We start from the raw sequence: 19,455 nt of genomic DNA, 5'->3' as shown, positions 1-19,455 counted from the left end.
GGATGTGGAAGCATAATAGCGCCCCCACCTCAAATGAAATATATCATTAACCAATTAATACCTGACGGCCTGCATAGGCTATATTAGCCATTTCATTGATGCGCAGTAACTGATTATATTTTGCAATACGATCGGTACGACACAATGAACCTGTTTTAATCTGACCGCAACCTGTCGCTACTGCGAAATCGGCAATGAAAGCGTCTTCGGTTTCACCGGAACGGTGAGACATCACACAGTGGTAACCATGCTGATAGGCAAGTTGAATAGCCTGTCTTGTTTCGGTTAAAGTACCAATTTGATTAAGCTTAATCAAAATCGCATTGGCCATTTTTTGCGTGATACCTTCCTGTAAAATGCGGGTATTAGTCACAAATAAATCATCACCTACAAGCTGTAATTTCGAACCAAAACGAGCAGTCATTTGTTGCCAACCTTGCCAATCATGTTCATCTAAACCATCTTCGATACTGACTATAGGATAGTTAGCGGCTAAATCACCATAATAATCAACGATCTCGCTACTACTGAGTTTTTTATTTTCAGAACTAAGATGATAAAAATTATCATGAAATAACTCTGATGCAGCGACGTCCAAAGCGAAAACAATATCTTGACCTAATTGATAACCAGCCTGTTCTACCGCCTGTACTATCATGTCTAAGGCATGGCGATTCGATTTTAAATCGGGAGCAAATCCCCCTTCATCACCAACTGCTGTGCTTAGCCCCTGTTTTCTTAAAACTGACTTTAGCACATGAAAAATTTCGGCACCCATTTGTAATGCAGTAGCAAAATCAGGCGCGCCAATTGGCATCAACATGAATTCTTGGATATCTACATTATTGTCAGCGTGAGCGCCCCCATTGAGCACATTCATCATAGGTACCGGCATTGACATGGGCTCGCCTTGATTGAGTGCTTGATATAAAGGTAATTTTTTGGCATTAGCATAAGCACGTGCGCAAGCTAAAGAAACAGCGAGAATTGCATTTGCGCCTAAACGTGATTTGTTGTCGCTGCCATCTAGAAGGCATAAATGCTCATCGATTTTTGCCTGATCGCTAACAGATAAATCTTTGAGCGCCTGATTAATGTCTTGATTGATATGTTCGACTGCTTGACGAACGCCCTTTCCGGCATAGCGGGACGGATCTTTATCACGTAGTTCACAAGCTTCGCGGCTTCCAGTTGAAGCGCCCGAAGGGACGCTTGCGCGACCCATTTCACCAGTTGTTAAAATAACATCAGCTTCTACTGTTGGATTTCCTCGAGAATCAAGAATTTCACGTCCTTTAATACTAGCTATTTGCATTATTTATCCTCAGCAATTTATCTCTGGGGGCTATTGTTTTGCTATAAAGGAGCAATGTCAAGCTGATGTCAATAACAGTATTAATTTTCCGATATAATGTCTTTAGGGACAGGTCTGGTTGAAAAGGGTGAAAACCGATGTCCTTCTTTTTGTTCTGGAGTATCAGCAGTATTTTCTTTTGCCGCTTTTCCACCTAAATCGAGTAGATGCTTACTCTCTAACCTTTCTATAAATCGATCATAATTTTTTGATGGAATACGGATGATCAGGCTATTCTCAGTCCTGGTCGCAGTATAGCCACTCAGATTTTCTCCCGCAGCTTGCAGCTCCTCTTTAAACGCTTCGAACTCTGCTTCAATTAAACTGATATACTGGAGTATTCGCTGCGCTTCTGGGCTCGAAAAAGGACGAACACTGGCAATTTTTACAATCCCGGACTCGTCATCTCTTTCTATCTTCACTAAACCACTGATTTCTTCTAAAAGCGCACTAATTTCTTCAGGCGTTAATTCTTTTTTAGCTTCTAATTTATCGTCATCCTCAGGTTCTAATTCATCAGTAGTGGACAAGGATGAATGATCCAGCTCCATACCGATATAATTTTCATCGTCTGATTCTGGAGTTTGATCAATTTCTCCGCTAAAGTCGAGTGCCTTGCTTTCCTCCTTTTCATCTCCGCTAGCAGCATCATCACCGCTACCGCCGGGACCTCCACCGCCGCCGCAACCACAAACCTTACGTCCCCGCATACTACAGAGTTTGCACGGATTTTTAGCTATTGCGTCTAATTCCTCTTGTTTTTTCTTATTTGCTAACATTTGTTCAGCTTTAGCACCATCAAGCATACAGTTCTCCTTTTGAAACCTAATTGATCTATTTTATCAAAAAAAGATTATGAATTGTTTTTTTTTCAAACGCTAGACTGTTAAGAAATAGAAAAAATACTAAATATTTGGCCAAATTGTCTAGCGACGTTCTGGCTGAGCCCTTATGTGAGACTAATTACTAAATGACAAGATTGGACCAAAGCCCAACCTATACTCTAATGCGGGAATTATTTTTGTAATACATATTTTCCTGGCGCTGGAGGCAATGAAGAATCGAGTTTAGGAGCTGCCATTTGCTCTGAGCTAGACTGTTTGGCTAACCATTTATGCCAAGCAATCCACCATGAGCCTTTTTTTCTTTCTGCGATTTCTATCCAAGCAGAGGAATCCAAATACGGCTCGTCACTTTTCTGTGTACGAATTCGATAACCTCGCCCTTTATGGCCTGGTTCGCTCAGGATACCTGCATTATGTCCGCCATCGGTTAAAACAAAGGTTACCCTACTATTGAGCAAGAGATGGAGTTTATATACAGATTGCCAGGGTGCTACGTGATCTTTTTCTGTACTGACTATAAAAGCCGGGATACGAATATTTTCAGGGGCAATCGTTTTTCCTTCTACCTTATAACGTCCCTCTGCAAGATCATTGTGCAGAAAAAGCCTTTCAAGATATTGACTGTGCATTTTACTAGGCATGCGTGTGGCATCGGCGTTCCAAGCGAGCAAATCGATCATTCCCCTTTGCTGTCCATTCATATAATCATGCACCATTTTAGACCAGATTAAGTCGTAGGAACGCAGCATTTGAAATGAACCTGCCATTTGTTTTGTATCGAGATAACCTTGCTGCCACATCATATTCTTAAGAAAAGCAATTTCTCCTTGAGTAATAAAAAGCATCAGCTCACCCGCATCAGTAAAATCACCCTGTGCTGCAAGCAATGAAAGACTATTCAAACGCTTATCCCCAGCTCTTGCCATCGCTGCTGCGGTGATGATTGCTAAAGTCCCACCAAGGCAGTAACCCATTAGATTTATTTTTCTCTTGGGAAAAATAGAAGAAATTTGATCAATAGCAGCCATCGCTCCTAAGCGATAATAATCATCCATGCTTAAATTACGATCTTTTGAAGTTGGATTAAGCCAAGAAACTATAAATACAGTGTGTCCATGATTAACAAGCCATTTTACTAAAGAGTTTTCAGGAGAAAGGTCAAGAATATAGTATTTCATAATCCAGGCTGGCAGTATCAAAACAGGCTCTTTATATACCGTTTTGGTTTGCGGCTCATACTGAATTAACTCAATAAGATGATTTTTAAAAATTACCTTTCCTGGGGTAATTGCAACCTGCTTACCTGGAATAAAATTTTCCACCCCCTGAGGTGGTACTCCAATTAGCTTTCCAAGAACATCCTCAACAGCAAGTTTAGTTCCATGGAGTAAATTAAATCCATAGGATCTAATTGTTTCATTCATTAAGTCAGGGTTAGTAAAAACAAAATTTGAAGGAGACAGGGCATCCATAATTTGCCTTGTGCAGAACGAAACAATACGGGAAGCAGGCTTGGGCATCCCTGATAAATCAGAGGTGGCTCTTTTCCACCAATCTTCCATTTGTAGAAAACTCTCGGCACCCAAGCGCCAGGGTAAATATTGCCAATTATCAGACTGAAAACGCACGTCTTTGCCATCGCCAGCCCTATCTTCACAATAAATTTTATTCGTACAATCTTGCGAATGCACAATCGGATAAAGAGCAAGCTCTAACTGACGCCCCGGATTTATAGCTAATTGAGTTAACCAAGTACAATAGGCACTCGTCAAAGTAGCCGGGCTTATTCCCGCAGTCAGTTTTGCAAGATTAGCCTGAAAAAACCGGTCAAGAAAATTAAATAAATCATCCAACTTATGTGTACCCGTGAGCAAACTAGCTAATCCCTCTTCAACTGAAAAAGCTGGCACAAACGCTTCATGTTCGTTTTGCTCATCAAGCTTGTCTTTTTTCTTAGCTTTCATTGCAATACCCTGCCTAATTTGGATTAATTTCCATCTGAATTCGATGTCGATTGCTGTACAACATTGACCTTAATATATAAAGTCGAATTTTGAGAAAACTGGTTCCCTGCGCGAATAATTTGTGTCGAAGAATCGACAGGATCACTGCCTTGCGGACTTGACAAAGGGACCCATTTATTCAAAGGCACCATAACGGTTGTCATAACCTGTTGATTATCAAATTGCTGATTAACAACGGGATTATCTTGTTCGCGAACGCGGCGAACCCTTAACTTCACTTGCTGCCCTTGTAAAGTCGGCTCAACCAACAAGCCATCCTGGGTCAATCGTCTATCATAGGAAACACCTGCGCCCCAAAAACCAATACCAGCCGAGCTTAAAACAGGCTGATCAGCTCCTGTACTTACGAAAGCGGATTCGCCATTCATAACCGTTACCGTTTGGCGTTGTCGTTGATCAGAATGGGAGGGAGTGGTGATTGTAATCGTGTTCTCATCATTTTGACTTAACCAATCTGGATCACCTTGATAAATGCTTATTTCGAAAGTAACAGGCGGTTGATCAAGTTTGTGTAATACTGCGCGTAACTGAGTCAAGGTGTCTGGCGTTACTTTGACGATCAACGTTTGTCCAGAGCCACTGACTTGCTCCCCTTGCCCCAATAAAGGTTGAATCAATTGAATGACATGATCTGCATTTTGATACTGCAGTTGGATTACTTTGGTAATCATTGATGAGTCCGCATAAGCGGTAGCCACGAAAAACATCCATGCGAAGATCCATTTCTTCATGAGCACACTCCCCTGTTAAGTGCTTGTAATCATTCATTTCAAGTGTAGCAGAAATAATACCTATCCTGCCTGAAGTGAGAATTTTTTTGCTATCGCTTTTTTACCTGTATAAAACATGTTTTGTTCTGATCAAAGTTTGGTTATAATCGCCAAAATCTTCTCTTAGCGATGTGTATTTAAAATGGGTAGCATATTTAATATGTTCGGGCCATCGCCTATTCGGCCCATTGAACAACACATGCGTAAAGCACACAATTGCGCGAAACAACTGGATCCTTTTTTTGAAGCTGTGCTCGTACAAGATTGGAAAGCGGCTGAAATCATAAAGAAAAAAATATGCGAACTCGAGAAAGAAGCAGACGTCATTAAGCGGGATCTGCGACTGCATTTACCAACCGGCTTATTTCTTCCTGTATCTCGTACCGACTTACTCGAGCTCCTAAGTGCCCAGGATAGAATTGCCAATAAAGCCCAGGACATCGCTGGTCTCATCGTCAGTCGACAAATGATTATTCCGGATAATCTCGCACCTGTGGTGATAACTTTTTTACATTGCTGCCTAGATGCGTCTAAGCAAGCCTGTAAAGCAATTAACGAGCTAGATGAATTACTTGAATCGGGTTTCAGAGGTAGTGAAGTGAAAATCGTTGAAGAAATGATTATGACACTTGACGAAATTGAACACGATAGTGATGAAAAATTAGCTGATATCAGACATCGTATTTTTGAGCTGGAAAAGGATTTACCTGCAATTGAGGTAGTTTTTCTCTACAAGCTAGTTCAATGGATTGGTGACTTGGCTGATCATGCCCAAACAGTGGGCGGTCGGCTGCAAATTCTCATTGCTAGGTAGTAAACTTCCATGGATTATACTTTCATATTGCTTCTTGTTGCTATTGCCTTGTGCTTCTTAATGAATTGGGGAGTTGGCGCGAACGATCTCGCTAATGTCATGAGTACGACCATGGGCTCAAAAGCAATTACTGTGCGTCAGGCAATGATTATTGCAGTGTTTTTTGAGTTTGCAGGCGCTTTTCTTGGCGGCAGCGGCGTCACTGAAACCATGCGCGATGGGATTATAAATACTAGTCAATTATCTAACCAACCTGTCATTCTTATTGAAGGCATGCTAAGTGTTTTATTAGCTTGTACAATTTGGATGAATCTTGCAAGTTATTTGGGCGTCCCTGTTTCTATCACTAACGCGTTAGTCGGTTCGATGGTTGGTTTCGGTGCTGTGGTGTTAGGTTCTGATACGATCCATTGGCAACAAGTTTCCCACATCGCGATTGGTTGGGTTACTTCTCCCCTTATTGCCGGAATAACCGCTTATGCTCTTTTTGTGAGTATCCAACAAACCATATTTATAAAATCAGATCCGCTGAGAAAAGCTAAATTCTATATCCCCATCTATCTTTTTTTAGTGGGTACTATTCTGTCGTTCATCACTGTATTTAAAGGATTAAAGCATTTTGATATCCACTTGAATTTAAAACAAGATTTAGCGGTTACGCTCGCTACAAGCATTTCTATAACCCTCATTGGCATGGGCTTTATTAAACGTATTCCAGAAATGCCTAGAATCAGACGCCGCGAGCGCTTCATTCAAGTCGAAAAATATTTTGCTGTACTGATGGCCTTAACCGCCTGCGCAATGGTCTTTGCTCATGGCTCAAATGACGTTGCTTTAGCAGTAGGTCCCTTAACTATTATTCATAGTTTGGTCATGCAAACAAACCAGCCCATTGGCGCCGATAACTATCCGGCCTGGATTATTTTACTGGGCTGTTCCGGCGTAGTAGCTGGTTTCTTAATGTACGGTAGAAAAGTGATCGAAACTGTAGGCTCTTCTATCACCGCCTTAACACCGAGTCGCGCTTTCGCCGCAACTCTCGCAGCAGCGACTACAGTTGTTGTTGCTACTAGTACAGGAATTCCTGTTTCAGCAACTCAGACCTTAGTAGGTGCAGTACTGGGTGTAGGATTAGCACGAGGTATTGGTGCTTTAAATTTGCGTGTGATTCGTAATATCTTCATGTCTTGGATCTTAACCTTACCACTCGCTTCTTTGTTAACAATTTTAGCTTTTAAAATATTACATTATCTGATTGGATAAAATTCTAGGGTTGTTCTACCACAGCTATGAACCATCGCTTGCCCGACATTGTTGCATGCTTGAACTCCCTTACTACGTGTCTGGCTTGTCCGCGGGATCCAGAGATCTCAATGTGAAAAAGGGGCGCATGGATACCGCGGAAAAGCCGCGGTAGGTAGGGACGAAAGAAGAGTTTGCAACAACGCCGAACAAGCCGCGGCAGGTAGACACGGGAGACAAATCTGCAACAACGTCTCAAATCGCGGGATGGAGGTGATAGTCATCAACACACCCTATTTATTACACAAGACAATTCGATTTCTTCCTTGGTGTTTAGCTTGATAAAGTGCTTTATCAGCCTCTTTGATCAACAAAACCGCCTCGTCATCGTTTTTTAGGTAGCTAATGCCGGCACTAAAGGTCGCATTGAATTCTAGATTTTGTTCTTTAAATGGGTAGTGGTTAAAATGGATACGTAATTCATCACAAATTACTTTGCCATCTTTAGGAAAAGTTCCCGGAAGTATGAGCAAAAATTCTTCACCACCATACCTGCCGATGATATCTTGATTACGTAAATACATTAAAAAGAGATTCGACAACTGCTTTAAAACCCTATCCCCTACTGGATGACCATAGCTATCATTAATTCCTTTAAAGTAATCAATATCAATCATAATTAGGGTTAACGGCCCTTTTCTTTGTTTAGCCCGTGCAATTTCAATTTCTAATTGCGCTAAAATACTTGAATGGTTAAGTAGTCCCGTCAAACTATCAGTTACCATATAGTAATTTAAAATACTCGCACGCTTAGCGCGAGAACGCACGGCAGAAATTAAATGACCAGGCGAAACCGGTTTTGAGAGAAAATCATCGCCGCCTAAGCTTATAGCAAATAAAATTTTGTTGCGATCATCTTCCGTAGAGAGATAAATAATGGGTATCTTGGTATAGCTTTTTTCTTTACGCAGTATCGCTGCCAGCTCTAATCCAGTACAACCAGGCATATATATATCCATTAATAGCAAATCAGGTTGAAACAGTTTCAACACCTTTAATAACTGCATGGGATCAGTGAGGGTATGAGTAATCATGCCTGCTTTAGTTAAAATTAATGAATAATATTCGGCGAGCGCTTTCGTATCGTCAACAATTAAAATACGAAAAGACTCTGTCGCTGCACTACATTTACTCAAAAAGACCTGGGCAAAATAACTTATATCAACAGGAAGTTGGAAAAAAGCATCGCATCTTGCGCGAACAGCGAGCAGTCGAGGGAGGAGCTCATCATTTAGTAGGAAACAAAATACTTGAATAGGATGCTCACTATATTGACGATTACTGAGAAAATCGATGGCTTCTTTATCTAAGTATTTGCTATTAATGATAATAGCGACCGGCGGATCTTCTTTGACTTTCACAATGAGATCCGCTGTTGAATCTAAAATAGTTGGATAAAATCCCATGTTGTTCAAATGGTCACAAAGATCTGTAGCAAAAGACTTGTCCTGTTCTAAAAGATAAACTAATTTACTACTTGATGGCAGCAGGCTAGAGCTTTCTGATTGAACATCCGGACTTTCTAAATAAGTCGTTTTTAGTTGTACCAGGTAGGCAGAAAGCGTATTTTTTACATCCTCTGTCGCCTCCCGATCAAAGGGCATATTTTTTAAAAAAACTTCTGCTTTGCGCGCAAGTTTGCATAATTCTAAATAGCCATAAGTTCCAGATGAACCACACAAACTATGGATATCACGATGCAGCGTCACCAGTTTTTGTGGATCCCAATGATCAAGAATTTCCTGCCATTGTGACTGAATAGAATTAAGCTTCGCTGGTAAATTTCTTCTATAGCGCAGCATTAAGTTATTCAGCTTATCCTGGGCCTTATTATCCATAATGTTTGTCCCACACCCTTTTTATATCATCGGCTAAGGTAATTGGATCGAACGGCTTATGAATAACATCGATTGCCCCAATCGATTTATATTCCTCTATTTCATTTGGTTGAATTTTAGCTGTCATAAAAATAGCCGGCACATCAACCAAATAAGGCATCTGCCTGATTTCGCGCAATGCCGATGGACCATCCATTTTTGGCATCATGACATCCAGTAAAAACAAATCAGGTTGAAACTCTTTAATCGCTTCCAACACCTCATAACCATTTAAACAATACTTAACAGTAAAACTGCCGATATCTTCTAAAGCAACCTGTGCAACAACACGAATATCCTCTTCGTCCTCTGCATAAATGATTTTTTGCAGCTCTTTATTATTCATAGTTCTTCCTTGGCCTTAGATCAAGTTCATAATGGTGTTTAGCAATTTTTCATTATTTGAATTTGATTTAATTAAAGCTTGGCTTACAAACTGTGCATACTGATTACTTAGCTGCATGTCTGAAAAAACAAGAACTGGCGTTTTGTATTGCGCTAATAAAGGCAGGATTTCCACTCCATTGCCGTCAGGCAGTAATAAATCAAGTATAACAAGGTCATACTTTCTCTCCGCCAGCATTTTCTTAGCCTGTCGCAAACTACTTGCGGTGTAAAGTTTAGCATGCTCTTCGAGCAAAACCCCTACGACATGCTGTGTATCGATATTGTCTTCAATATGTAAAATGATCGGTAAATGGTCAGTGCCTTTCGGTTTTAATTTATTAATGACTTGCAATAAACGTTTCAAATCGACAGGTTTATCCACCCAATCAAGCACCGAAACGGCATCACCATTTAATAAAGTTTTTCCAGTTTGGGAAATGATTGATAGAACGATGATCGGCAAATCCCGTGTTTTTTGCTCAGCCCGTAATTCTCTGATTAAAGTAATACCATCCTGGTCAGGAAGTATCAAATCCAATAACATCGCTTGATAGTCTTGATGTCTTAATTTTTCTTTTGCTTGCCGAGCAGTGACTGCGATATCGACATTGAAACCAGCAGATTCTAAAAGTGCCTGCAAATAATCCGCTTGATCTTGATCATCCTCACAAATTAATAAGCGTTTTAGTGATGCTGTATCCGCGTCAAAATGAAAAACCTCAATTTCAGGAGAGGAGGTAACCAGCGGCAAATCAAAATAAAAGGTACTACCTTGATTCGGTTCACTCTTAAAACTAAGAGCACCACCCATTTTTTCAATGATAATTTTGCTAATATTAAGCCCTAAACCAGTACCTCCTTTACCTCGGGTATCTGAAGAGTCCGCCTGCGAAAACTTCTGAAAAATTCGCGGCTGAAACTCGAGAGGAATTCCCGCGCCTTTATCAATGACAGATACTTTCGCGGCCCCGTCTATCTTTTTCACTTCGATGGTGACTATCGCATTTGGCGGGGAAAACTTGCAGGCATTTGATAAAAGATTAGCAAGAACTTGCATCAAACGACCTGTATCAACATTCACCGTCAATTTTTTGGCGGGCCCTATTACCTCAAAAGAAATGGAATATTTTTCCGCATACATTTTATTTGCATCGACGGCTTCGTTAATAATATCCATGAGGTCAATATTTTTAAGCTGGAACTCCATTTTGCCTGCTTCAATTTTCTCGATGTCTAAAATATCGTTAATCAGCAGCAGTAAACGTTCACAGTTATTGTTTGCAATTTCTAACAGTTTTTGTGATTTTTCAGTAAAACTACCCATAAACCCGCTTGTCAACAACCCCAAAGAACCGCGAATTGAAGTGAGGGGGGTACGCAATTCGTGGCTAACAATAGAAACAAATTCATTTTTGAGCTTTTCCGCTCGTTTCAATTCGGTAATATCATGGATAACAATCACTGCTCCGAGTGAACGCCCCTCTTTATTAATGATGGGTTGGCCATCGATAATCACATCCATAGCTTCATCATTTTTAAACTTGACACTCATGGGTAATTGTTGGATTATCTCGCCATTAAAAGCTCGTCGAAGCGGATATTTTTCTTTTGGAAGAGGCTTGTTATCGGGGGTGATTAACCGATAATGTTTATGTATTTTATCGACATGAAGCAGCGATTTGCTGATTGTAAAATTTTTTTGGATTGCATTATTTATAACAGTAATCTCTCCTTTTTCATTACAAGCAATAATGCCATCCTCCAAATTATCCAACATAGCATTTAAAAATTCTTTTTCATTTTGTACTGCGTCGACCATTTTTTTATAGTAACTAGAAACGGTTAACGCAAGACTAATGATGAGAGCAGTAATACCCGCGATAAAAAAAGCCAGATAATTAGGGGGAATAACTTGATTTTGCTCTGCCATCGAATGAGTTGGCAATAAAGTAAAAATTGAAGCCGCCATACCGGTATAATGCATTCCGCAAATCGCCAACCCCATAATAAGTGCACTACCCATTTTAAAATAGAATTGCTTTTGAGCTGCAAAGCGGTTGCTTTCTAAAGCTAGCCATAGGGCAACTTCGGCTGCGACTATCCCAACAAAAATGGAGAGAAAGAATAAACTCGGTAAATAATGAATCATGACATGAGTCTTCATTGCCTGCATGCCCATATAGTGCATGGTTGAAATGGCTAGACCAATTAAAAATCCTCCAAGGGCTAAATGTAAGCGGGTATAACTTTTTTTCTGAAGAATAAATAATGCAAACCCTGAAGCGAGCATGGCCATAAATAAAGAAGCGACCGTCCAGCCGAATTCATATTCCATTGGCATAGGCAGTATAAAAGCAAGCATACCAATAAAATGCATAGACCAAATACCAGCCCCCATGGCGAATGCACCACCAACAAGCCAGTACTTCGCAGTTTGTTTCGATTTTTCTTCACGCAAACGTGAAACTAGGGTGAGAGCCACATAAGAGGCTAAAACAGCGACGATATAGGATAAAACTACCAGATTGGGCTCATAGTATCCTTCTAATCTGTTCTCTGGTAGAGGTCCAAGTTGAAACCAGTCTTGTAGAAAACCCATTAAAATACATCCTGTATAAGAGAGTATATATTAGTATATATCTTTAATATATTTCGAACAAAAGCTTTGCCAGGTCATAGGAAGGATTTGAGAGCTGAGTATCTATAGGAGTTTGTTGTCATCCCTGCCTTTGAAGAGATGACGGTTTAAGCTAATAATTAATTTAAAGGTATGAGCTTAAAAAGCGTCCCAAATCTCGCCTTCGGAATCTTTTGGCTTTGCGTGGTCACGAAGGAAAGCAATACGCTCATGCTTTTTAATTTCTTTTCGCTGAGAGGCAGATTTTTCGTGGGTCGCGTCAAATTCAAATAAGAACTTGTCGTAAGGGCTTACATAAGCCTTATCAATATCTTTATCACTCATGACTTGTCCTAAATAGCATATACTTAAATATCAAGATGGTAATTTTATCGGTTTTTCGGCAAAGATGCCATCTATTACCTATAAGATTATAGCACTAGGATGACATAGACATGACAATTAAAAAAGCCGAGTTACATGTGCATTTAGAAGGAACTATCAAACCTGATTTAGCCAGGAAGTTGGCTAAACGAAATAAGTTCACCCTTCCAGAAAAGTTAATAGTTCCTGACGGTACAAGTTATTCCTATCCTGACTTTCTTGGTTTTCTCAAAGCCTATGATTCCGTAGCAGAGGTCATTAAGCAGCCACGCGATTATTATGATATTACTTTCGAATATCTCAAAGCCAATGCTCTAGAAAGCACCATTTATGTAGAAATGATGTATTCCCCAGATCATGCCGAACGCTCAACCGGCATTCCTTCCGCAGAGCATTTACAGGCCATACAACAAGCAATTGACGATGCTGAGACCAAATTTAATATTATTGGCCGTATCATTATCACTGCTGTCCGTCATTTTGGTGTCGACGCTGTCACAAAGGTGGCAAAACAAGCTTTAAAAGAAACAGTCCCTTGTATTGTGGGCTTTGGCCTAGGAGGCGATGAAATCCATTTTCCACCCAAATTATTCGCTAAAGCTTATAAAATTGCTGCTGAAGGAGGTCTTCTGTGTACGGTACATGCCGGAGAGTTCGCTCCAGCAAGTGGGATGCTTGAAGCCATGGAGTATTTACCAATACAACGTATCGGCCACGGAGTTCGAGCCATGCACTCCATAGAAACACTCACTCAATTAAAAGAACGTGGCATTGCCTTAGAAGTCTGCCCTTCCAGCAATATTGCGTTGGGCTTGTTTAAAGATATGTTGGAACATCCTTTAACTCAGCTCATGGCCGCCGGAATTCAAGTGAGTTTAGGCTCCGATGATCCACCGTTTTTTCGCACGAACTTAGCTCTTGAATATAAAAGAGTCCAAGAAGCTTACCAATATTCTGACGCTGAGATGACTAATTTTACCAAAATGGCGATCAATTCATCTTTTGCAGATAAAGAGACCAAACAAAAGCTAGCTAAAGCATTGGCTAATTAGCTTTGCTTTTGTTCATCCAACCAATTTTCGATTTGCCTTCTCAATATGGGCAGGCTAATCGAACCATTTTTTAGAATTTGATTATGAAACTGACGAATATCAAATTGCTTTCCAAGTTGCTTCTCAGCTAAATTGCGTAACGTTTCAATTTCATACTTACCAAGCATATAACTGTTTGCCTGGCCGGGTAACATAATGTATCGGTCTACTTCCCCTTCTATAATCGCTTTATCCAAAGAAGTATATTGCGTTAAAAAATGAATGGCTTTTTCCCGACTCCATCCCATCGCATGGATTCCAGTATCAACCACTAAGCGTGCGGCTCTCAAGGTTTCATTAGATAACATGCCTAATTTAGAAACCTCATCTTGATATAAGCCCATTTTGTCAGCCAAGCGCTCGACATATAAAGCCCAGCCTTCACCAAAACCGGAATTCCAAAGGTATTTATTCAGATTAGGAAGCGATTTATCTTCATAAGTTAAAGCGACTTGAAAATGGTGCCCCGGTATTAACTCATGGAATAAAGTAGCTTCTTGATCACTGCGATTACGTTTTTGAGGTTCATAAGTATTAATAAAGAAAATTCCCGGTTCTGTCCCATCTTCACTGGGTGGATAATACTCACCAGAAGCACCTGTTTTAGCGCGATAATCAGGATAGGGTTTGATTGTTCCATCGGTTTTCGGCATTAGCTCAAACCAATTTGAAACCTGCGATTTTGCTCTCTCCAAGGCAGAAAAATTATAAGCTAAGAGCTCTTTCTCGGATGAAAAATAATTGGCCGGATCTTTTTTAACCGCTTGAAAAATCTGTGAAATATCTGATACACCATATTTTTTAAATCCTAGTTCTGCAATTTCTTTTTCTAATTTCTCTAACAGTTGAAGACCTAATTCGTGTATTTCCTCAGGCGTTTTAGCGAGAGTCGTTTCTTCTTGAATTTTTGCTTGATAACATTGATTACCCGCCGGCAACGCTGAAAGACCAATGTCAGTTCTGGCGAGAGCTAAGTATTCATTTTCTAAATAATTGACATAATTAATCAGAGCGGGATTCACTACTGTTTCGACTAAATGACTTACTTGTTTTTTAAAATTCGGGTCCTCATCGCGGCGAGCAAAATCAAAAAAGGGTGATTCTTCAATTTTACTTTGCAGCATAATTTTTAGTTGAGCGATAACACGTTCTATCGCAGGTTTAGGCGCTGTATAGCCCAGGCTCAATCCCATTTTTAAATTATCAATTTGGGCATCAACAACGGAATTAAATGTTTGCCAACGTTTTAGCGCAAGTTGTCTATTCGCAATCGTTCCTACGGGTTGCTTTTCTGCAACAACCGCCATTTTAATATGCCAGCCCCCTGCTGGATTGATATCCCAAAGTTCTTGCTTACAAATTCTACTCGCTTTTTTATTTTCTAAAGTTTCTTTTAAGAGAAGGTAGGTGATATATACTGGCGAATTTCGTATAGAAGCCTCATCTAACTTCTCTAAAGCCAAGAGAATACGATCTTCCTGTTGTTGCCATTTTTGAATTGCTTCCAGAGAGTAATCAGTGAATCGATCCTGAGCCACATTGATTCTTCCCCAAAAAAGCCCTGTTTCGGGAGAATAATCAAACAAGCTATTTTCATAATCATCAGCAATGACATTAAATTGTTTTGACATAGTTTGGGCCATTAGAGAATTAGAGGAAGCAGCTAATTTTAAGCTGGCTAGTAATAATAATGAATAGAATAAAAACAGAGTAAATGTTTTGATTTGCATAAGAGCTAGCTTTTACTTAAATACAGGATTGTAACACCGATGTTACAATTATTCGCCATTTTGTTATATGCCAATTACTTTCCCTATTTAGACTAGCCTTAGATACCTCAAAGCAAGATTTGCAGGTTTCTTGAGTAGATTAATGACTAGTAATTAGGAGATTAACAATGATAACTAGAACTTTATTACTGGGTAGTGTTTTAGGGTTAGCGACCCTATTTACCGCACCATCCTATGCCCATGGCCATCATCATGCCTACCCTTCTGCTCGGCAGGTCAAAGTTGACCATTACTATCACCCCCATTATAGGAGTTATGTGAAATCCCACCGCTGGGCTCCACCTCGCAACTACGTGGTCGTACGAAGACCAGCGCCTTTTTGGTTTGGGTATCGGTTTTGGTAGGAACAACGATTAATAGGTTGGGCGTTGGCCCATAGCCATCAGGCTAAGGAAATTTTTCCATATATCAGCCCCCATCGGACTCTGAGGCATCCCAACGGCCTCTAAGCTCGAACGGTTAATTGGTTAGGCTATAAGCTAAAATGATAAGCTAAATAAGACTTAATTTGACGGCTTTGAGCCAAGGCCCAACCTATGCAGGTTAAACCTAGATCTCTTAGAATTACGCCACTTCTTCCATATACTGACGAAGAATTACGCCACTTCTTCCATATACTGACGAAGTTTTTTCATCGCATTTTTTTCTAATTGACGTACTCGCTCAGCAGAGACACCATATTTATCTGCTAAATCGTGTAAAGTTGATTTATTCTCTGCCAACCAACGTTGCTGTAAAATATCTTGGCTACGCTCATCAAGGCGTTCCAAAGCCAAAAACAATTGCTCACGGCCATGTTCACCGCTTGTTTCTTGCTCAATTAAATGCGCAGGGTCGCTGTTTGCATCATGTAAATAATGGACTGGCGCTTTGAAATCCTCATCATCATCGTCAGAAACGGGGGAATCATAAGAAGCATCCATAGCATTAAGGCGCTGTTCCATAATTAACACGTCTTCAGGACTTACCCCTAGATCTCGCGCGACAGCATTCACTTCTTCGCCATTGAGCCAACCTAACCGATTTTTCATTTGACGCAGATTAAAAAACAATTTGCGCTGTGCTTTAGTCGTTGCGATTTTAACAATACGCCAATTTCGCAGAACAAATTCATGAATTTCAGCTTTTATCCAGTGCACAGCGAAAGAAACTAAGCGCACACCCATTTTGGGATCGAAGCGCTTGACCGCTTTCATCAAACCAATATTACCTTCTTGAATCAAATCATTAAGCGGCAAACCATAGCCTAAATAACCACGGGCTACTCGCACAACATAGCGTAAATGAGCTAAAACTAAACGACGAGCGGCTTCTAAATCGCCTTCATTATGAAAACGTTCGGCACAAGCCTGTTCCTCTTCAGCAGAAAGCATCGGAATCTGATTGACCCGATGAATATAAGCATCCAAACTACCAATCGGCAAATTGAATGATGCTAGCTGTAACTGCTGATTCATGCTATTTCCTCCAATAAATAAACTCATAGCACAGAGATAAACTGATCTATAATTATAGATCAACTATAGGGTTCAATAGAAGCAAGTTGTCTCTTTATTGATAATCTGGCTCCTAACCAGCCCAAAATAGTCGATACAAAAACTAATAAATAAGCCTGTTTTACCGATAAACCCATAATAGGGTAATGCATTTGGTAAGCGGATGCCAATTGTTTTACCGCCACAGCAAGACTTAACATGAAAATATTAACCAAAAGCACAGCTAAAATAGCCCCGGCCAAACTGTACCATATTCCAGAATATAAAAAAGGTCGAGCAATATAAGGGTCCGTTGCACCAATTAATTTTAATACTTGAATCTCTTCATGACGATTGTGAATCGCTAATCGCAGTGTATTACCGACAATTAATACTACCGCAGAGGCCAGTAAAGCAATCAAACCATGTGCAATTTTACTCACGAAACCCAGAATAGCGTGCAGCCTATTAATCCATTCCATATCAAGCTTAGCTTGTTCTACTTGGGGTAAGGATTTTAAACGATTAAATAACTGTTCTATTTGCACAGGCGAATTGATAGCGAGAGCCGGCACCACATCCATCACGGCTGGTAGCGGATTTTCCGGCAGATAACGCATAATATCATGCATTCCTTCTTGCTGTTGAAGCTCTGCAAGCCCTTCAGCAGCCGATTTTAAGCTAACATGCCCCACGCCTTCTGTGGCGCGTACATGCTCTAGAAGTGAACTTTCCTGCTCCAGTGAAAGAGGGGATTTAAGATAAAGTGAAATATGACTACCCCGTTGCCAACCCGTTGTTAATTGATCAAGATTATCCGTAAAAACCCAAAATAGCGTCGGTAAAGTCAAGGCGATAGCAATCACCACCACAGTCATCATTGTGGCGAGAGGTTTTCTGCAAAGTAAATTAAGACTGCTACTGGCGGCTTGTAAATGGTAAGAAAGTAGTGCACGCATTTTATTTAACATACACGCCCTCCTTTTAACATAACAATACGATGTTTCATTCTGGCAATTAAAGCAAGATCGTGAGTAGCCACCAGAACACTCACACCAACCTGATTAAATTGTTCAAACAATTTCATAATTTCAGTGGAAAGACTAGGATCAAGATTTCCAGTCGGTTCGTCAGCAAGAAGCAATGCCGGTTTATGCACTACTGCACGGGCAATACCTACTCGTTGCTGTTCACCACCAGATAAATGAATAGGCAGCATTTTTTCTTTTGATAGTAAACCGACCATATCAAGTGCAGCATGCACGCGTTTGGTTGTCATTACTGGAGTCATTCCCTGAATTTGCAAGGGTAAAGCGACATTATCAAAAATGGTTCTGTCGTTTAATAAATTAGGGGATTGAAACGTAATTCCTAAACTGCTTCTGTAGCTGGCAGTATCATGTTTTTTCAATTGAGTTAGGCGGACATTGTTGACTGTAATTTGACCAGAAGAAGGGCGTTCGAGCATCGCAATTAGCTTAAGCAAGGTCGTTTTTCCAGCACCAGAATGGCCGGTGAGAAAAACCATTTCTCCTTTTTGCAGAGAAAAATTAACCTGGCTTAACGCTTCAAAGCCACCTGGATAGCGTTTACTAACTTGGTCAAATTTGATCATCATTAAAAATTGCTCTGACAAATTGCTGTGCATCAAAGGGCCGTAAATCGTCAATTGCTTCACCAACCCCCAAGAATCGAAATGGTATCCTTAATTCATTTGCAATAGCAAATAAAATCCCACCCTTCGCACTTCCATCAAGCTTAGTCATTGTAATACCCGTTAAACCAATTGCTTGATGAAACTGGCAGGCTTGATTAAGTGCATTCTGCCCAATACTTGCATCAAGTACTAGCATGGTTTCATGAGGCGCATTCTTATCCAATTTTTGTATGACTCGTTTTACTTTTTTTAATTCCTCCATCAAATTTCCTTGAGTATGCAAGCGACCAGCAGTGTCAGCAATGAGAATATCAATCCCTCTGGCTTTGGCTGCTTGAAAAGCGTCATAGATCACTGAAGCACTGTCTGCGCCGGTATGTTGGGCGATGACAGGTATTTGATTACGCTCGCCCCAGACTTGTAATTGTTCAACGGCTGCAGCACGAAAAGTATCGCCGGCAGCCAGCATGACTTTTTTGCCCTGTTGCTGGAATTGTTTAGCCATCTTGCCAATCGAAGTGGTCTTACCTGCCCCATTGACTCCAACGGTTAAAATAACAAAGGGAGATTTATCAGGCGTTTCTAAGACTAGAGGCTTTTCACTGGCTGAGAGCATCGTTTCCAAGTATTTTTTCAGCTCTTGGAAAACGGCATTACCGTCTGCCAATTGTTTTCTGGCTAAGCCCTCACTCAGTTGTTTCAATATCGACTGGGAGGTTTCAACCCCTAAATCAGCACTGAGCAAAATAACTTCTAACTCCTCAAGTAAGGAAGCATCAATTTCCTTTTTGCCCAGTAGCAATCGACCAATGCCATCGCCAAATTGCTGGCGCGTTTTAGTTAATCCACGTTTAATACGAGCAAAAAAACCTTGCTTTGGCGATTCATCTATTAGAGCAGGTGTATGAGCTAATTTTTCATCATAATTTTGCTCGTCCGTGGGCACAGGTGAAACCTCTACAGGCGATTCTACAGGGGTATTATCACCTTGATTTCTTTTAAACCATTTTATCATAAGGTATACAAAACGAAGGAAATATGGAATTCTATCACCTTTTTTGCTTTGGA

The 19,455-nt window shown here is 40.4% G+C and carries 17 protein-coding genes; 4 read left to right on the top strand and 13 right to left on the bottom strand.

The window, feature by feature from the left end:
- Positions 1–46 precede the first annotated feature (46 nt).
- The 4 genes from eno to Lnau_RS15310 all read right to left on the bottom strand — a co-directional run bounded on the left by eno (position 47) and on the right by Lnau_RS15310 (position 4,954).
- A complete protein-coding gene (eno, locus tag Lnau_RS15325) occupies positions 47–1,315 on the bottom strand; it encodes a phosphopyruvate hydratase (RefSeq protein WP_058505984.1) in 1,269 nt (422 codons plus the stop codon).
- An 80-nt stretch (positions 1,316–1,395) separates the two neighbouring features.
- On the bottom strand, positions 1,396–2,160 hold the full coding sequence (locus tag Lnau_RS15320) for a hypothetical protein (protein WP_058505983.1): 765 nt from the start codon (positions 2,158–2,160) through the stop codon (positions 1,396–1,398).
- Positions 2,161–2,369: 209 nt separating this feature from the next.
- Positions 2,370–4,163 (bottom strand): PHA/PHB synthase family protein, encoded by a 1,794-nt coding sequence (locus tag Lnau_RS15315; RefSeq protein WP_058505982.1) that lies wholly within the window; start codon positions 4,161–4,163, stop codon positions 2,370–2,372.
- A 23-nt stretch (positions 4,164–4,186) separates the two neighbouring features.
- Entirely contained in the window at positions 4,187–4,954 is a 768-nt protein-coding gene (locus tag Lnau_RS15310; RefSeq protein ID WP_058505981.1) for a secretin N-terminal domain-containing protein, read from the bottom strand.
- Between the two features lie 199 nt (positions 4,955–5,153).
- Between Lnau_RS15310 and Lnau_RS15305 the strand changes: the two genes are divergently transcribed.
- Complete coding sequence (locus tag Lnau_RS15305; RefSeq protein WP_193786830.1) at positions 5,154–5,807, top strand: TIGR00153 family protein; 654 nt, start codon at positions 5,154–5,156, stop codon at positions 5,805–5,807.
- 9 nt (positions 5,808–5,816) lie between these two features.
- A complete protein-coding gene (locus Lnau_RS15300) occupies positions 5,817–7,070 on the top strand; it encodes an inorganic phosphate transporter (RefSeq protein ID WP_058505979.1) in 1,254 nt (417 codons plus the stop codon).
- Positions 7,071–7,342: 272 nt separating this feature from the next.
- Here the strand turns inward: Lnau_RS15300 and Lnau_RS15295 are convergent, their stop codons facing one another.
- From Lnau_RS15295 to Lnau_RS15280, 4 genes are all read right to left on the bottom strand, one after another.
- The gene (locus tag Lnau_RS15295) at positions 7,343–8,947 is read right to left on the bottom strand and encodes a diguanylate cyclase (RefSeq protein WP_058505978.1); all 1,605 of its coding nucleotides are present in this window, start codon (positions 8,945–8,947) and stop codon (positions 7,343–7,345) included.
- The gene (locus Lnau_RS15290; RefSeq protein WP_058505977.1) at positions 8,940–9,332 is read right to left on the bottom strand and encodes a response regulator; all 393 of its coding nucleotides are present in this window, start codon (positions 9,330–9,332) and stop codon (positions 8,940–8,942) included. The genes Lnau_RS15295 and Lnau_RS15290 overlap by 8 nt, the downstream gene beginning before the upstream one ends.
- Positions 9,333–9,347: 15 nt before the next feature.
- The gene (locus Lnau_RS15285) at positions 9,348–11,972 is read right to left on the bottom strand and encodes an MHYT domain-containing protein (protein ID WP_058505976.1); all 2,625 of its coding nucleotides are present in this window, start codon (positions 11,970–11,972) and stop codon (positions 9,348–9,350) included.
- 177 nt (positions 11,973–12,149) lie between these two features.
- Positions 12,150–12,335: a CBU_0585 family protein gene (locus Lnau_RS15280; RefSeq protein ID WP_058505975.1), complete on the bottom strand. Its 186-nt coding sequence runs from the start codon at positions 12,333–12,335 to the stop codon at positions 12,150–12,152.
- Between the two features lie 110 nt (positions 12,336–12,445).
- Here Lnau_RS15280 and Lnau_RS15275 point away from each other — a divergent pair, with 110 nt between their 5' ends.
- The gene (locus tag Lnau_RS15275) at positions 12,446–13,426 is read left to right on the top strand and encodes an adenosine deaminase (RefSeq protein WP_058505974.1); all 981 of its coding nucleotides are present in this window, start codon (positions 12,446–12,448) and stop codon (positions 13,424–13,426) included.
- On the opposite strand, the gene Lnau_RS15270 is transcribed toward Lnau_RS15275, so the two are convergent.
- A complete protein-coding gene (locus Lnau_RS15270; RefSeq protein WP_238585993.1) occupies positions 13,423–15,195 on the bottom strand; it encodes a DUF885 domain-containing protein in 1,773 nt (590 codons plus the stop codon). The genes Lnau_RS15275 and Lnau_RS15270 overlap by 4 nt on opposite strands.
- A 167-nt stretch (positions 15,196–15,362) precedes the next feature.
- Here Lnau_RS15270 and Lnau_RS15265 point away from each other — a divergent pair, with 167 nt between their 5' ends.
- On the top strand, positions 15,363–15,599 hold the full coding sequence (locus tag Lnau_RS15265; RefSeq protein ID WP_058505973.1) for a hypothetical protein: 237 nt from the start codon (positions 15,363–15,365) through the stop codon (positions 15,597–15,599).
- A gap of 252 nt (positions 15,600–15,851) precedes the next feature.
- Here Lnau_RS15265 and rpoH read toward each other — a convergent pair whose 3' ends face one another.
- The 4 genes from rpoH to ftsY are packed head-to-tail and all read right to left on the bottom strand — an operon-like array spanning position 15,852 to position 19,402.
- The gene (gene rpoH, locus Lnau_RS15260; protein ID WP_058505972.1) at positions 15,852–16,712 is read right to left on the bottom strand and encodes an RNA polymerase sigma factor RpoH; all 861 of its coding nucleotides are present in this window, start codon (positions 16,710–16,712) and stop codon (positions 15,852–15,854) included.
- 59 nt (positions 16,713–16,771) lie between these two features.
- Entirely contained in the window at positions 16,772–17,701 is a 930-nt protein-coding gene (gene ftsX, locus Lnau_RS15255) for a permease-like cell division protein FtsX (RefSeq protein WP_058505971.1), read from the bottom strand.
- Positions 17,695–18,345, bottom strand: a complete 651-nt coding sequence (gene ftsE / locus Lnau_RS15250) for a cell division ATP-binding protein FtsE (protein WP_058506033.1) — start codon at positions 18,343–18,345, stop codon at positions 17,695–17,697. The genes ftsX and ftsE overlap by 7 nt, the downstream gene beginning before the upstream one ends.
- A complete protein-coding gene (gene ftsY, locus Lnau_RS15245; protein WP_058505970.1) occupies positions 18,332–19,402 on the bottom strand; it encodes a signal recognition particle-docking protein FtsY in 1,071 nt (356 codons plus the stop codon). The genes ftsE and ftsY overlap by 14 nt, the downstream gene beginning before the upstream one ends.
- Positions 19,403–19,455 lie beyond the last annotated feature (53 nt).

The sequence above is a fragment of the Legionella nautarum genome, assembly GCF_001467895.1.
Classification (GTDB): Bacteria; Pseudomonadota; Gammaproteobacteria; order Legionellales; family Legionellaceae; genus Tatlockia; species Tatlockia nautarum.
The sequence above is the reverse complement of the archived record's forward strand: the minus strand, read 5'-3'. Positions and strand labels throughout refer to the sequence as shown.

Bases quoted from the DNA above. Each gene is read 5' to 3' on its own strand.
- Lnau_RS15310 (WP_058505981.1), bottom strand. From the start codon at position 4,954: ATGAAGAAATGGATCTTCGCATGGATGTTTTTCGTGGCTACCGCTTAT.
- ftsE (WP_058506033.1), bottom strand. From the start codon at position 18,345: ATGATCAAATTTGACCAAGTTAGTAAACGCTATCCAGGTGGCTTTGAA.
- Lnau_RS15285 (WP_058505976.1), bottom strand. From the start codon at position 11,972: ATGGGTTTTCTACAAGACTGGTTTCAACTTGGACCTCTACCAGAGAAC.
- Lnau_RS15275 (WP_058505974.1), top strand. From the start codon at position 12,446: ATGACAATTAAAAAAGCCGAGTTACATGTGCATTTAGAAGGAACTATC.
- Lnau_RS15295 (WP_058505978.1), bottom strand. From the start codon at position 8,947: ATGGATAATAAGGCCCAGGATAAGCTGAATAACTTAATGCTGCGCTAT.
- Lnau_RS15270 (WP_238585993.1), bottom strand. From the start codon at position 15,195: ATGCAAATCAAAACATTTACTCTGTTTTTATTCTATTCATTATTATTA.
- Lnau_RS15265 (WP_058505973.1), top strand. From the start codon at position 15,363: ATGATAACTAGAACTTTATTACTGGGTAGTGTTTTAGGGTTAGCGACC.
- Lnau_RS15280 (WP_058505975.1), bottom strand. From the start codon at position 12,335: ATGAGTGATAAAGATATTGATAAGGCTTATGTAAGCCCTTACGACAAG.
- ftsX (WP_058505971.1), bottom strand. From the start codon at position 17,701: ATGTTAAATAAAATGCGTGCACTACTTTCTTACCATTTACAAGCCGCC.
- Lnau_RS15300 (WP_058505979.1), top strand. From the start codon at position 5,817: ATGGATTATACTTTCATATTGCTTCTTGTTGCTATTGCCTTGTGCTTC.
- rpoH (WP_058505972.1), bottom strand. From the start codon at position 16,712: ATGAATCAGCAGTTACAGCTAGCATCATTCAATTTGCCGATTGGTAGT.
- Lnau_RS15290 (WP_058505977.1), bottom strand. From the start codon at position 9,332: ATGAATAATAAAGAGCTGCAAAAAATCATTTATGCAGAGGACGAAGAG.
- ftsY (WP_058505970.1), bottom strand. From the start codon at position 19,402: ATGATAAAATGGTTTAAAAGAAATCAAGGTGATAATACCCCTGTAGAA.
- Lnau_RS15315 (WP_058505982.1), bottom strand. From the start codon at position 4,163: ATGAAAGCTAAGAAAAAAGACAAGCTTGATGAGCAAAACGAACATGAA.
- Lnau_RS15305 (WP_193786830.1), top strand. From the start codon at position 5,154: ATGTTCGGGCCATCGCCTATTCGGCCCATTGAACAACACATGCGTAAA.
- eno (WP_058505984.1), bottom strand. From the start codon at position 1,315: ATGCAAATAGCTAGTATTAAAGGACGTGAAATTCTTGATTCTCGAGGA.
- Lnau_RS15320 (WP_058505983.1), bottom strand. From the start codon at position 2,160: ATGCTTGATGGTGCTAAAGCTGAACAAATGTTAGCAAATAAGAAAAAA.